Origin of the sequence: Burkholderia sp. BCC0044 (assembly GCF_902832955.1) — a bacterium.
Classification (GTDB): domain Bacteria; phylum Pseudomonadota; class Gammaproteobacteria; order Burkholderiales; family Burkholderiaceae; genus Burkholderia.
In genome coordinates, this window is sequence record NZ_CADFDO010000009.1 from 16,364 (window position 1) to 29,456 (window position 13,093).

Annotated in this window: 11 protein-coding genes; 2 read left to right on the plus strand and 9 right to left on the minus strand. The window is 67.1% G+C overall.

Annotation, left to right across the window (positions count from 1 at the left end; genetic code table 11):
- Window positions 1–86: 86 nt before the first annotated feature.
- The 4 genes from HWX14_RS34235 to HWX14_RS34250 all read right to left on the minus strand — a co-directional run bounded on the left by HWX14_RS34235 (window position 87) and on the right by HWX14_RS34250 (window position 4,736).
- Window positions 87–683 carry an NAD(P)H-dependent oxidoreductase gene (locus tag HWX14_RS34235; protein WP_175886526.1) on the minus strand — a complete coding sequence of 199 codons (597 nt, stop codon included), beginning with the start codon at window positions 681–683 and terminating at the stop codon, window positions 87–89.
- Between the two features lie 147 nt (window positions 684–830).
- Entirely contained in the window at window positions 831–2,633 is a 1,803-nt protein-coding gene (locus HWX14_RS34240) for a PDZ domain-containing protein (protein ID WP_175886527.1), read from the minus strand.
- 105 nt (window positions 2,634–2,738) lie between these two features.
- Entirely contained in the window at window positions 2,739–3,467 is a 729-nt protein-coding gene (locus tag HWX14_RS34245; protein WP_175886528.1) for a DsbC family protein, read from the minus strand.
- 90 nt (window positions 3,468–3,557) lie between these two features.
- Window positions 3,558–4,736, minus strand: a complete 1,179-nt coding sequence (locus HWX14_RS34250; protein WP_175886529.1) for a UbiH/UbiF family hydroxylase — start codon at window positions 4,734–4,736, stop codon at window positions 3,558–3,560.
- 248 nt (window positions 4,737–4,984) lie between these two features.
- On the opposite strand from HWX14_RS34250, the gene ychF reads away from it, so the two are divergent.
- Window positions 4,985–6,079 carry a redox-regulated ATPase YchF gene (gene ychF / locus HWX14_RS34255; protein ID WP_175886530.1) on the plus strand — a complete coding sequence of 365 codons (1,095 nt, stop codon included), beginning with the start codon at window positions 4,985–4,987 and terminating at the stop codon, window positions 6,077–6,079.
- 73 nt (window positions 6,080–6,152) lie between these two features.
- On the opposite strand, the gene HWX14_RS34260 is transcribed toward ychF, so the two are convergent.
- The 5 genes from HWX14_RS34260 to HWX14_RS34280 all read right to left on the minus strand — a co-directional run bounded on the left by HWX14_RS34260 (window position 6,153) and on the right by HWX14_RS34280 (window position 11,971).
- Window positions 6,153–7,364, minus strand: a complete 1,212-nt coding sequence (locus HWX14_RS34260) for an MBL fold metallo-hydrolase (protein WP_175886531.1) — start codon at window positions 7,362–7,364, stop codon at window positions 6,153–6,155.
- Window positions 7,365–7,631: 267 nt separating this feature from the next.
- Complete coding sequence (locus HWX14_RS34265) at window positions 7,632–8,045, minus strand: lysozyme inhibitor LprI family protein (protein ID WP_175886532.1); 414 nt, start codon at window positions 8,043–8,045, stop codon at window positions 7,632–7,634.
- 461 nt (window positions 8,046–8,506) lie between these two features.
- Window positions 8,507–9,898 carry a GABA permease gene (gene gabP / locus HWX14_RS34270; protein WP_175886533.1) on the minus strand — a complete coding sequence of 464 codons (1,392 nt, stop codon included), beginning with the start codon at window positions 9,896–9,898 and terminating at the stop codon, window positions 8,507–8,509.
- A gap of 380 nt (window positions 9,899–10,278) precedes the next feature.
- Window positions 10,279–10,623 (minus strand): MmcQ/YjbR family DNA-binding protein, encoded by a 345-nt coding sequence (locus HWX14_RS34275; RefSeq protein WP_175886534.1) that lies wholly within the window; start codon window positions 10,621–10,623, stop codon window positions 10,279–10,281.
- A gap of 82 nt (window positions 10,624–10,705) precedes the next feature.
- Window positions 10,706–11,971 (minus strand): MFS transporter, encoded by a 1,266-nt coding sequence (locus HWX14_RS34280; RefSeq protein ID WP_175886535.1) that lies wholly within the window; start codon window positions 11,969–11,971, stop codon window positions 10,706–10,708.
- A 193-nt stretch (window positions 11,972–12,164) separates the two neighbouring features.
- On the opposite strand from HWX14_RS34280, the gene gcvA reads away from it, so the two are divergent.
- The gene (gene gcvA / locus HWX14_RS34285) at window positions 12,165–13,082 is read left to right on the plus strand and encodes a transcriptional regulator GcvA (protein ID WP_175886536.1); all 918 of its coding nucleotides are present in this window, start codon (window positions 12,165–12,167) and stop codon (window positions 13,080–13,082) included.
- Window positions 13,083–13,093 lie beyond the last annotated feature (11 nt).

Here is a 13,093-nt window from a genome sequence, read left to right on the forward strand (position 1 = left end):
AAACGCCGCGTCCCTTTCGTGAAGGGCGCGGCGTTTTTTCATCGGGCGACATGGCGGGTGCGTCGCACCCGCATCGACCTCACGCGTTACGCGGCGGCGATCGCTTCGCGTGCGCTGGCCAGCGCGGCGCTCTGCGCGTCCGGGCCGAGGTTCAGGCCTTCCGCGTGGATGAAATTCACGTCGGTCAGGCCGATGAAGCCGAGGAACGAACGCAGGTACGGGGTCTGGCTGTCGTTCGGCGTACCCAGGTACTTGCCGCCGCGCGCCGTCACCACGTGAACCTTCTTGCCCTTGATCAGGCCTTCCGGACCGTTCTCGGTGTAGCGGAACGTGACGCCTGCGCGGGCGATCCAGTCGAAGTACGTCTTCAGTTGCGACGAGATGCCGAAGTTGTACATCGGCGCGCCGATCACGATGATGTCGGCCGCTTGCAGCTCGGCGATCAGTGCATCGCTCTTCGCGACGATCGCATTCTGTTCCGCGGTGCGCTTGTCGGCCGGCGTGAAGAACGCGCCGAGCACCGATTCGTCGAGGTGCGGCAGCGCATCGGTCAGCAGGTCGCGAACCACGACCTTCGAACCGGGCTTCGATTGTTGCAGCTTTGCCGTCAGTTCGTTGGACAGCAGCGTGGATTGCGCACCTTGCGAACGCGCGGCGGAATTGATTTGCAGAATGGTCGTCATGTCAGGCTCCGGTAGGGTTGCGCTTCGGTAGCGCGAGTGACGCCATTGTGCGTGGCCGCATGACCGCGAAAAAGCGGGTTCCGGGCGACGGATTGTTGCAGCAGCAGAACAATCCTTGATCGCGCCCCGATCCCCGCTTTCGTCCGATTATCCCTTCAGCCAGGCTTCGCGGGCCTTCGTGGCCGCGGCCGGCTTGGCGGCCGCCGTCAGCCGGTAGCGCGTGATGTCCGGGCCGTCGAGCTTCAGTTTCGCGGTGCGCAGCTCGTCGCGGCGGAACGCGTGAACCTCGACCTTGTCGCCCGGCCGGTAGCGTGCGAGGAGCGCCTCGAGGTTCGTGCCCGTCACGCGCAACCCGTCCACCGCGATCAGCGTGTCGCCGGCCGACAACCCCGCGCGATGCGCGGCGCCGCCTTCGTAGACCGCCGCCAGCGTGCTGTCCGCGCCGCCGCGCAGGCGCGCGCCGATGGTCGGCTTCGCGGCCGCGCCGAGCGCGACGTCGGGGGCCAGCGTCACGCCGAACGGCGCGAGCAGTTCGCCGAGCGGCAGGTCGCGCGTGCCGTGCACGGCGTCGGCGAACAGACGGCCGAGCGCGACGCCCGTGGCCGCTTCGATCAGCGCCTCGACTTCGCTTTCTTCGACGCCCGCCTGCTTGCCGCCGCGATAGAAGTCGCGGCCGTAGCGTTGCCACAGCAGGCGCATCACGTCGTCGAGCGACTTCCGGTTGCGCGTTTGCGCGCGGATCGCGAGATCGAACGCCAGCGCGACGAGCGAGCCCTTCGTGTAGTAGCTGACGATCGCGTTGGTCGCGTTCTCGTCCTGGCGGTAGTACTTGATCCACGCGTCGAACGAGCTTTCGGCGACGCTCTGCTTGAGCCGGCCCGTGCCGCGCAGCACGCCGCCAACGGTGCGGCCGAGCGCCGCGAAATATTCGTCCTGCGACATCAGCCCGCTGCGCACCAGCATCAGGTCGTCGTAATACGACGTGAAGCCCTCGAACAGCCACAGCAGCGACGTGTAGTTCTCGCGCGTGAGGTCGTACGGCACGAACGCCGCGGGCTTGATGCGCTTCACGTTCCACGTGTGGAAATACTCGTGGCTGCACAGGCCGAGATACGTGCGATAGCCTTCGGTCGTTTCCGGGCGCCCCTTCACCGGCAGGTCGGTGCGGTTGCAGATCAGCGCGGTCGACGCGCGATGCTCGAGGCCGCCGTAGCCGTCGCTGACCGCGAGCGTCATGAACACGTAGCGATCCATCGGCGCCTTCTTCGACTTCGGCTCGAACAGCGCGATCTGCGCTTCGCACACGCGCTTCAGATCGGTACGCAACCGCTCCAGGTCGAGCTGCGTCACGCGCCCGGCGATCACGATGTCGTGCGGTACGCCATGCGCGTCGAACGTCGCGAGCGCGAATTCGCCGATCGTCACCGGATGGTCGGACAGCTCGTCGTAGTTCGCCGCGCGATACGCGCCGAAACCGTAACGTTTGGTGCCGCGCGCCTCGGGCAGCGACGTGCCGACGCGCCACGTGCGGAACGCCGGGCCGGCCGGTTTCGCGATGTCGACTTCGCACGGCGCCTCCTCGCGGCCGGCGACGCTCAGGAACACGGCCGTCGCGTTGAAGAAGCCGCCCGAATCGTCGAGATACGCGGAGCGCACCGACAGGTCCCATGCATAGACGTCGTAACGCAGCGTCAGCGCGCCGGTCACGGGCGCGGCCTGCCACGTGTGCTTGTCGGTCTTCGCGATGCGCACCTTGCGGCCCGCGTCGTTGAACGCGTGCAGCGTCACGATGTTGCGCGCGAACTCGCGCACGAGATAGCTGCCGGGAATCCACACCGGCAGCGAGAAACGCTGGCCTTCGGGATCGGGATCGGCAACCGTCACCGTCACTTCGAACAGGTGCGCGGCAAGATCTTTCGGGGCAATCGAATAGCGGATCGGCTGGGTCATCGTGGCAATCGGTCGGTCGAATACGGCGGCGAAAACGAAGAGAGGCGCCGGCAGATCATGCGGGCGCCCCTCGCTGGCCGGGCGATGCGCCCGGCGTGCAGTCGGTTACTTGCTCGAGGCGAGCGCCTGGTTGAGCTGGTCGGCCGATACCGCGCCCGGCAGGCGACGGCCGTCCGGCAAGAAGATCGTCGGCGTGCCCGTGACGTTCATCCCGCGGCCGAGCGCGAGGTTCTTGTCGAGCGCGGTGGTGTCGCAGGTGCCGGCGCCGGACGGCGCGCGGTGGTCGAGCATCCAGCCTTCCCACGTCTTCGCGCGGTCGGTCGCGCACCAGATCGCCTTCGACTTCGCGGTCGAATCCGGCGACAGCACCGGGTACAGGAACGTGTAGACGGTCACGTTGTCGACCGACTGCAGCGTCGTCTCGAGCTTCTTGCAGTACGGACAGTTCGGATCGGAGAACACCGCGATCTTGCGCGCGCCGTTGCCCTTCACGACCTTGATCGCATTCGCGAACGGCAGGCTCGCGAAATCGATCTTGTTGATTTCGGACAGGCGGGCGTCGGTCAGGTTCTTGTGCGTCTTGGTGTCGACGAGATCGCCGAGCAGCACGTAGTCGCCCGCCGCGTCGCTATAGATGATCTGCGAGCCGAGGTTCACTTCGTAAAGGCCTGCAACCGGCGATTTCGACACGCTCTTGATCGGCGCGTCGTTGCCGAGACGGGCTTGCAGCGTGGCCTTCAGCTTGTCGGTGGTCTGGTCGGCCTGCGCGGTGCAGCCAAGCGTCGCCATCGTGACGGCCAGCGCCAGCGACGCGATGCGGATCGTTTTTTTCATTGAAATCTTCCTTCAGCTCAATCGGAGTGCACGGCACAGTGTACGCCGTAACGGAACCGTCTCCGACCCGCGCGGCGGCAGAAGGTTCGGTCAGCCGAGCGCGGCCGACACGAGCCAGCGCTTCACGAGCGGCTGCGCGCCGACGAAGGCCATCCCCGCATTGCGCACCGCTTTCGCGAGCGAGCCCGGCACCGCGAACAGCCGCTGCAGGCCGTCGGTCGCGACCATCAAGGCACGGATGTCCTCGCGGCGCGAACGCTCGTAGCGGCGCAGCAGCACCGGATCGCCGAGGTTGCGGAAGCTTTCCTTGGACGCGATCGCGTCGGCGAGCGCGGCAACGTCGCGCAGCCCGAGGTTCATCCCCTGGCCCGCGAGCGGGTGGATCAGGTGCGCGGCATCGCCAACCAGCGCGACGCGCGGCGCGATCAGCTTGTCGACCGTCTGCAGCGCCAGCGGGAAGCCCGCGGCCGGCGTCACGCATTCGAGCGTGCCGACCTGGCCGTGCGACACGCGCTCGACCTCGGCCGCGAGCTGCGCCGGATCGAGCGCGAGCAGTGCGTCCGCATGCGCGGTGTGCGCGGACCATACCAGCGAGACGTGACCGTCCGGCAGCGGCAGCAGCGCGACGATCTCGCCTTCGTGGAACCACTGGTACGCCGTCTCGCGGTGCGGCAGCGACGCCTTGAAGTTCGCGACGACGCCCGTCTGCCGGTAATCGCGCCGCTCTACCCTGGCCCCCATTTGGGAGCGCACCCACGAATGCGCGCCGTCAGCGCCGACGACGAGATCCGCTTCGAGCACCTGCCCCGACGACAGCGTGAGCACCGCCGCGTCGTCGCGCACGTCGAAGCCCTGCGCACGCGCGTCGAACCACGTGAGGTTCGGCTGGAACCGCAGCGCGGCGTCGAGCGACGCTTCGACCAGCGACGATTCGGCGATCCATGCGAGCTGCGGCACGGACGCCTGGTAGGCGGAGAAATGCAGTTCGGCATGCGCATCGCCATACACGCGCATGTCGTAGACCGGCGCGAGCCGGCCGTGGTCGAGCGCCTGCCAGACCCGCAGCCGCTCGAGCAACGCCTGCGAACTGGACGACAGCGCGTAGACGCGCGTGTCGAACGCGAGATCGGCGGGGCGCGGCGTGGCCGGCTGGGCGAGCAAGGCGGTCTTGTAGCCGGACTGGGTCAGCGCGAGCGCGGCCGTCTTGCCGACGAGCCCGCCGCCGACCACGGCGACGTCGAAGGAGTGGTGGGCAGTCATGGCGGGCATTATAGCCGTGGGGCCAAACCCTTACGCGGCCGGACTTTGCGGGAAATCAGCAGAATCGCAGGCCGGTGCGCCCGCGCGGCGGCCCGCCGCGTCGGCCGTTCGGCGCCAGGCCCGGAATCCGGAGCGCCGGCACGGTACAATAGCGTCTTTGACCGTCGGCCCGCCGCGCTCCACGCGCCGGCCGCCCTTTTTTCCCGCGCCGCCGTGCCCTGTCCGGCCGCGCCGCCTCACCCCGTCCGAAGGATTCCATGAGTCTCAAATGCGGCATCGTCGGCTTGCCCAACGTCGGCAAGTCCACCCTGTTCAATGCGCTGACCAAGGCCGGCATCGCCGCCGAGAACTACCCGTTCTGCACGATCGAGCCGAACGTCGGCATCGTCGAAGTGCCGGATACGCGCCTGAAGGCGCTTTCCGAGATCGTCAAGCCGGAGCGTGTCGTGCCGGCCGTCGTCGAATTCGTCGACATCGCGGGCCTCGTCGCGGGCGCGAGCAAGGGTGAAGGCCTCGGCAACCAGTTCCTCGCGAACATCCGCGAAACCGACGCGATCACGCACGTCGTGCGCTGCTTCGAGGACGACAACGTCATTCACGTCGCCGGCAAGGTCAGCCCGATCGACGACATCGAAGTGATCAACACCGAACTGGCGCTGGCCGACCTCGGCACCGTCGAGAAGGCGCTCACGCGTTATTCGAAGGCGGCGAAGTCGGGCAACGACAAGGAAGCGGCGAAGCTCGTCGCGGTGCTCGAAAAAGTGCGCGCGCAGCTCGACCAGGGCAAGGCCGTGCGCGGCCTCGCGCTGTCGGACGACGAAGAAGCGCTGATCAAGCCGTTCTGCCTGATCACCGCGAAGCCGGCGATGTACGTCGCCAACGTGAAGGACGACGGCTTCGAGAACAACCCGCACCTCGAGGCCGTGCGCAAGTACGCGGAAAGCGAAAACGCGCCGGTGGTCGCCGTGTGTGCGGCGATCGAGGCGGAAATCGCCGATCTCGACGACGCGGACAAGGAAGCGTTCCTTGCCGACATGGGCATGGAAGAGCCGGGCCTCGACCGCGTGATCCGCGCGGGCTTCAAGCTGCTCGGCCTGCAGACCTACTTCACCGCGGGCGTGAAGGAAGTGCGCGCGTGGACGATCCACATCGGCGATACCGCTCCGCAGGCGGCCGGCGTGATCCACACCGACTTCGAGCGCGGCTTCATCCGCGCGCAGACGATCGCGTTCGACGACTTCGTCACGCACAAGGGCGAGCAAGGCGCGAAGGAAGCCGGCAAGATGCGCGCGGAAGGGAAGGAATATGTCGTGCACGACGGCGACGTGATGAACTTCCTGTTCAACGTCTAAGCGTTGCTGCTGCATCGAGCATAAAAAAGCCCGCTGAATGCGGGCTTTTTCTTTTCGGTGGCGGAAGACCGGCTCATTCCCGACCGACGATCTTCAGCGTCCCGGACATATGCAGGAACTGTCCGTCCTTCGTCGCGATGTTCGTATCCACCGCGCCGCGCTCGAAATCCTCGACGTGCACGACGTTCGAGCCGGTGGACGGCTCATGCCAGTACACCATGTACACCTGCGGACGGATTTCGCGCGCCGTGTACTGCACCGTATCGGTCACACCGTTGAATTGGCCGGCCGTGCCGACGAACGACATCGTCTTGTCGTCCTTGAAGTGCAGGTCGAACGCGGTCGCGCCGAACTGCACGCGCACCGTCTTGCCCGCCGCGGGGAACGGCGCCGGCGCGGGCCACTGCATCTCGCCCTTGGCAACCTTCGCGCTCAGCTCGAGCGACGACTTCTCGCCGAGATCCGGGTAGCGCGCCTCCATCGCCGCGATCAGCGTCGCCGAATCCTTCGCGCGCGCCGCTTCCTCGTCGAACGCCTTCACGTAATTGCGCGTGAACGCGACGCCGGTGGTGAACGGCTGGCTGCCGTCGCGGTTCGGCAGGAAGTGGCCGGGCACGACGCGCGCCGGCTTCAGCGCGTCGATCCGGTCGAGCGTCGCCAGCCAGTTCGCGTGCGACAGCGGCGTCTGCGTGTCGGCCATCCACACGTGGATGTTCGCGGCGACCGGGATGCCACCCACTACGGTCCGCGTGGAGGGAATCCACACGAACGTGCGGTCGGGCGTCGGGCCGTCGAGCCCGACGATGCGCAGCGGCTCGCCGTCGACGCGCAGCGTATTGCCGTCGAGCGGCTGCGGCACGATCACCGAAGTCGGCGCGTTGTCCTTCAGGATCGGGCCCCAGTAGGCGAGCTTGCCGTCCTTGCTGGCCTCGATCGCGGCGACGGTTTGCGGCGTCGCGACGATCTTCGCATCCGGGAACGCCGCGTGAATGGTTTCCAGCCCGAAGTAATAGTCGGGGTCGCTGTGGCTCACGTAGACGGCCTTGAGCGTCTTGCCGGTCGCCTTGATTCGGCTCACCAGCGCCTGCGCATCGTTGCGCTGGAACTGGGCGTCGATCAGGATCGCCTCGGTCTTGCCTGACACGATTTCGGACGAAACCGGGAAAATCGCATGCGCGCCCGGATTGTAGACATCGACGGTCAGCGGGGCGGCGATGCTCGCGGATGCGGCACCGAGTAGTGCAGTCGCCGCGAATGCGGAAGAAAACAGATGACGGATCGACATGGTCGGACTCTTGATTGATGGTGAGCCCGTAGAATAAGTGAAACTGCTTCGGTAACAAATATCCCAGTTGTCGATGATTTATTTCCCAGCAGGAATGAATCGATCGTCACACATCGGGGCATGGCCGTTTGAGCGGACGCGGGCCGCTCTGATCTCCTGATAACAGGACGCGAGTACGCCAGGGCACCACTCCTGCATGACATAGCGAATACGCATCGGCAGTGACGAGATCGCGAACGCAGCGGCCTTTTGTCATGTCGGGCCGGTTCATGAGGGTTTGCGGGAAGCGCGAGCGGACAACCTTTTCGCCATTTCCTTCGTTGCCTCCGTTGCACAGATCGCCTGTGCCGCAGGTCGCATCGAACCATCGCCCCATGCGTGACGCGCCGATTTTTCGCAGGATGTGTCGCGCGCTTTCTTCCACTTCGCCATCTGCGCGTCGAGCGCCGCCTTGCGCCGTGGCTGCTCGCTCACCTGTTTGTCGACGATCCGCTGCAATTCCCGCTCGGCGACGAGCTGATCGCGCCACGCGCAAAAATTCATGCTCGTCTGGCTCGATTCACAGTCGCTGAGCAGCGCGTTGACCTCGCTTGCCGGCAAGCCGCTGCGCGCCGCTATCTCGTCCGCTGCCGTCGGGCCGGCAAATGCATGCGTCGACGCCAGCACGAGCAAACCGATCATGGCCGTTCTCACGGTGCCCTCTGTTGTGGCTGGAATGGCGCCGATTCAAGTCGGCGCCGGTTGACAAGCCCGTTTGAACGAACGGGCGCCAGACGACGCCCGTCAACGTCTCGCGGATGAATCCAGACGCGCTGATTCATGTGCGACACGACGTCCGCGTCGCCGCTCTGGTTCGCTGAACGGAACACGGCCAGCGCACCTGTGTTGCCGGTACTAACCTCATCATTCACCGCGGTTCTCGAAGCGATCAATGTATGGCGTTGCCGTTGGCAATGAAATCGGACGAGTTCGATTTTGACGCGTCGTACATCAACGATCGCGAGGTACGAAAGACCGGGCAGCGTGACGCTACGTGTATCCGCGCACCCGCGCAAAAAAGCAAATGGCCCGACCAGCAAACGCCGATCAGGCCATATTCACGCCCGGGACTTCGCGCCCCGTCGTCACATCACTCGATCAGATCACGTCGCCGACACCCGCCGCCCCGCATCCGCCTGCGCATCGCGCCCACGCTTGTTCAGCCACGACGCGAGCAGCACGATCAACGCCAGCACGGCCGTCGCCCCCACTTCCATCCGGTGTTCCTCGCTGACGAACATCACGGTCAGCGTGCCGCAGATGAACAGGATCACCGCCCACGTGAGCCACGGGAACAGCCACATCCGCAGCGTCAGGTCGGCGCCGCCCGATTCGAGCGTCTTGCGCATGCGCAACTGCGAGATCGCGATCACGAGATACACGAGCAGCGCGATCGCGCCCGACGTCGCGAGCAGGAAGCCGAACACCTGCTCCGGCATCAGGTAGTTCGCGATCACCGTCAGGAAACCGAACGCGGTCGACGCGAGCACGGCCGCGCGCGGCGTGCCGGTCGAATCGGTGCGATGCAGGAAGGCGGGCGCGTCCTTGCGCCGGGACAGCGAGAACAGCATCCGCGACGCCGTGTACAGCGCCGAATTCAGGCAGCTCGCGACCGACACCAGCACGATCACGTCGATGATCGCCTTCGCGTTCGGGACGCCGATCAGTTCCATCGCGCGCTGATACGAGCCGTGCTTCGGCAGCAGCGGGTCGTTCCACGGCACGATGGCCGCGACGACGAGGATCGAGCCGAGATAGAACAGCGTGATACGCCAGATGACCGAGTTCGTCGCACGCACGATCTGACGTTGCGGGTTGTCCGATTCGGCGGCCGCGATCGTCACGATCTCGGTGCCGAGAAACGAGAACATCGTCGTCAGCATCGCCGCGAGCACCGCGCTCGCGCCGTGCGGCATGAAGCCGTCATGCACGAACAGGTTCGACACGCCCGACACGGCCGGCGCAGGAATGATGCCGACGATCGCCGCGCCGCCGATGCACAGGAACACGACGATCGCGACGACCTTGATCAGCGCGAACCAGAATTCGAATTCGCCGTAGTTCTTGACGGAAAAGAGATTGGTGACGGTGAGCAGCAGCGTGATGCCGAGCGCGAAGATCCACGTCGCGATACCCGGGAACCACGCATTGAGAATGGTCGCGGCGGCGGTCGCCTCGATCGGGATCACCAGCACCCAGAACCACCAGTACAGCCAGCCGATCGTGAAGCCGGCCCAGTGGCCGATCGCACGATCGGCATAGGTCGAGAACGACCCGCTGTCCGGATGCGCGACGGCCATCTCGCCGAGCATGCGCATCACCAGCACGACCAGCACGCCCGCGATCGCATACGCGAGTATCGATGCCGGCCCGGCTTCCGCGATCGCGTGGCCGGAGCCGACGAACAAGCCCGCGCCGATGACGCCGGCAATCGACATCATCGTCACGTGACGCTGCTTCAGGCCGGTGCCGAGGCCTGTGTTGCTTCCACTCATCTGTCTCTCTCCAAAAAACGGTTCCGGTACGACCGGTGTCGCGTGAAGGCGGCGCGGGGAGTTGTCGTTGTTGAATCCGGCTGCGGCCGCGCGTGCGTCGCACGCGGGCAGGAGACCGGATGGGGCCGTTCAGGTCGGGGCGTCCGCGCAGTCTGCGAAGCTGCGGGTGCAATGCGGCGCGCGGGGCGCCGGCGCATCGCGTACGTCCGTTCCGTCGGCTGTCGTCAGCCGCCTTCGAAGCGAAGGAGTGTAAGCATCAAACGGTTCTTCACTAAGAACCAATTGAAGAATTTCGATGGAACCACTCGTTGCATCGATATGAACCGATGCAACGCTTGATCCGGTTCGACAGCCCGCGTCGCGCGCGAGGTGGGCGCGATTCAGTGCGTGTCGCGGGCGGCTTCGTCCCGCCACTTCGCCGGCACGATTGCGCGCCATTCTCGCAGAAGCAGGTTTTTCACCGCGTCGGGATGCGCGGCCGACAGGCGCACCAGCACGATCGGCCAGCCGACATAGTGATCGGTCACGTAGTACACGTCGGGCGCCGATTCGATCAGCCACGCGCGCTCGTCGGGGCCGACGCCCTTCACGACGAGCGTGTCGCCGTCCTCGCGCAACCGCGCGAGCATCTTGCCCCTCACCTTGAGCGCGGGCGTGCCGTACGACGTGCCTTCCTCGACGCCGCGCCACGCCAGTGCGATCTGCCGGACTTCGTCGAATGTCACGATGGCCTCCCCGACCGTGCGTCGATGGTTGATGGTCCGGCCACCCTACCGGAAACGGCGCGACGTGCCCAGCGATGTGGCGTTATCCGCCGGCCGCTCGTGCCGTTGCCGGCGCACGCCCGGTGGTCGCGACGATCGCGAACGCGATCGCATTCGCGGCGGCGCTCGCGAGGATCGGCACGAGATAGCCGCCGCCCGCGTCGTAGATGAAGCCGGCGGCGGCCGGCCCGATCAGCGTGCCGAACGCGACGCTCGTGTACAGGATGCCGACGATCGCGCTCACGTTGCGCCCGCCGAAATAGTCCATCACGACCGCCGGCAGCACGGCGACCCAGCCGCCGTAGAACACGCCGAACACGAGCGCGAACGCGGCCAGCGTCGCGACGGTGCCGGCGCCCGCCCACGCGACCAGCGCGACGGCCATGCCGGCGAACATCGCGAGCAGCGACGCGCGGCGGCCAAAGCGGTCGGCGAGGCCGCCGAGGAAGAAGCGGCCGGCCGTGCTGCCCACGCCGATCGCGCCGAGCAGCAGCACGGCCGTCGACGGCGCGACGCCATGATCGAGCGCGTACGGCACGAGGTGAACGAACGGGACGAACACGCCGAACGAGCAGACGAGGCAGGCCGCGTAGAGGCTCGCGAACGGCCGCGACGTGACGGCTTCGCGCACCGTCGCGCCGGCATGCACGTTCGCGCCGGTCGACGCGACAGCGGCTTTCCGGCCGTCGTCGCCGGGTGCGTCGCCGTCCGGCAGCAATCCGCGCCTGCGCGGATCGTTCTCGATCAGCAGCGACATGCCGGCTCCCAGCACGATCGCGATCGCGGCCAGCGTGAAATACGCGCCGCGCCAGCCGACCTGCGCGATCAGCGCGGATGCGAGCGGCGGCATCACCAGCGTGCCGACGCCGATCCCCGCGACCGCGAGCCCCGACGCGAACCCGCGCCGGCGCACGAACCAGCGCTGCACCGCGCCGACAGCCGGCACGTACGCGCAGCCGACGCCGAACCCGACACCGAGCCCGTACGCGACATACACCTGCAGCAGCGTATGCGCCGCACCGGCGGCCGCGAGCCCCGCGCCGGTCAGCAGCATCCCGGCGACGGCGAGCCGCCGCGAGCCGAAACGATCGGCGAGCGGCCCGCTGACGATGCCGAAGCCGAAGTACAGGAAGCCGGCGAGCGAGAACACGAGCGAGATCTGGCCGCGCGACGCGGCGAAATCCCGCTGCAGCGATTCGACGAACGCGCTGAACGTATACGCGCTGCCGAACCCGACGAACGTGACGGCGAACGCGGCCGCCACCACGTACCAGCCATGGAAAAGGCGCGACGCGCCCGGGCGGTTCATGACGATGCTCCTTTCGGGTTCCACCGGCTGCCGGGCGGCGTCCGGATTGCCCCGTGGATATAGTTGAACTATGTTGATCGCATCGGCCGCCGACGGGCAGCCGCGAAACCAGCGATCCGATGGGTCAACGGTACTCGCGCGTGCGCGTCGCCGCAAACGATATTTCGTCGACCTTTCGCTTTAGAAAAACTGAATGAATCGTTCCCGCCTGCCGCCGCTCAACGCGTTGCGCGCCTTCGAAGCCGCCGCCCGCCACCTGTCGGTGAAGTCGGCGGCCGAGGAGCTGTCGGTCACGCCGGGCGCGGTCAGCCAGATGATCCGCACGCTCGAGACGCACCTCGGCGTGCAACTGTTCGAGCGCGTGAACCGCGGCATCCTGCTGACGGCCGCCGGCCGCGACTACCTGCCGCCCGTGCGCAACGCGTTCCGGCAGATCGCCGATGCGTCGCAGCGCGTGTCGGGCGCCGCCGACAGCGGCGTGCTGACGGTGAGCGTCACGCCGTTCTTCGCGTCCGCGTGGCTCGTGCCGCGCCTCGCGCAGTTCCGGCAGGCGTGCCCGGACGTCGACCTGCAGGTCGTCACGAGCCACGCGCTCGCGGATTTCGCGCGCGACGGCGTCGACGTCGCGATCCGTCACGGCCTCGGGCGCTACATCGGGCTGTGCAGCGAACGCCTGCTGACGGTGGAAATCGTCGCGCTCGCGTCGCCGGAACTCGTCGCGCGGCTCGGCATGCCGGCGACGCCGGCGGAACTCGTCGGCTGGCCGCAGCTACACGACGCCGAACGCAAGGGCTGGCACATCTGGTTCGGCGCGCAGCGGATCGACGATTTCGGCCCGCCGCGCGGCCCCGCGTTCGACGACTCGGGCCTGCTGCTGCAGGCGATCGTCGCCGGCCAGGGCGCCGGGCTGCTGCCGGCCGCGATGGTGCGCGGCGAGCTGGCGAGCGGCCGGCTCGTGCAGCTCGCCGACGTCGCGTGGCTCGACGATTTCGCGTACTACCTCGTCTATCCGCCGCATCACGCGGAACGGCCGAAGGTTGCCGCGTTCCGCCGGTGGATTCTCGACGCCGCGCAGGCCGACGGCGCGGCGTCGATGTCCGGCGCGGCGTAGCGTCGCGCGGG

What these genes read in the sequence shown, in the direction of transcription:
- HWX14_RS34280 (WP_175886535.1), bottom strand. Translation starts at nt 11,971, where the DNA reads ATGAACCGCCCGGGCGCGTCGCGCCTTTTCCATGGCTGGTACGTGGTG.
- HWX14_RS34245 (WP_175886528.1), bottom strand. Translation starts at nt 3,467, where the DNA reads ATGAAAAAAACGATCCGCATCGCGTCGCTGGCGCTGGCCGTCACGATG.
- gcvA (WP_175886536.1), top strand. Translation starts at nt 12,165, where the DNA reads ATGAATCGTTCCCGCCTGCCGCCGCTCAACGCGTTGCGCGCCTTCGAA.
- HWX14_RS34240 (WP_175886527.1), bottom strand. Translation starts at nt 2,633, where the DNA reads ATGACCCAGCCGATCCGCTATTCGATTGCCCCGAAAGATCTTGCCGCG.
- ychF (WP_175886530.1), top strand. Translation starts at nt 4,985, where the DNA reads ATGAGTCTCAAATGCGGCATCGTCGGCTTGCCCAACGTCGGCAAGTCC.
- HWX14_RS34260 (WP_175886531.1), bottom strand. Translation starts at nt 7,364, where the DNA reads ATGTCGATCCGTCATCTGTTTTCTTCCGCATTCGCGGCGACTGCACTA.
- gabP (WP_175886533.1), bottom strand. Translation starts at nt 9,898, where the DNA reads ATGAGTGGAAGCAACACAGGCCTCGGCACCGGCCTGAAGCAGCGTCAC.
- HWX14_RS34250 (WP_175886529.1), bottom strand. Translation starts at nt 4,736, where the DNA reads ATGCCCGCCATGACTGCCCACCACTCCTTCGACGTCGCCGTGGTCGGC.
- HWX14_RS34265 (WP_175886532.1), bottom strand. Translation starts at nt 8,045, where the DNA reads ATGATCGGTTTGCTCGTGCTGGCGTCGACGCATGCATTTGCCGGCCCG.
- HWX14_RS34235 (WP_175886526.1), bottom strand. Translation starts at nt 683, where the DNA reads ATGACGACCATTCTGCAAATCAATTCCGCCGCGCGTTCGCAAGGTGCG.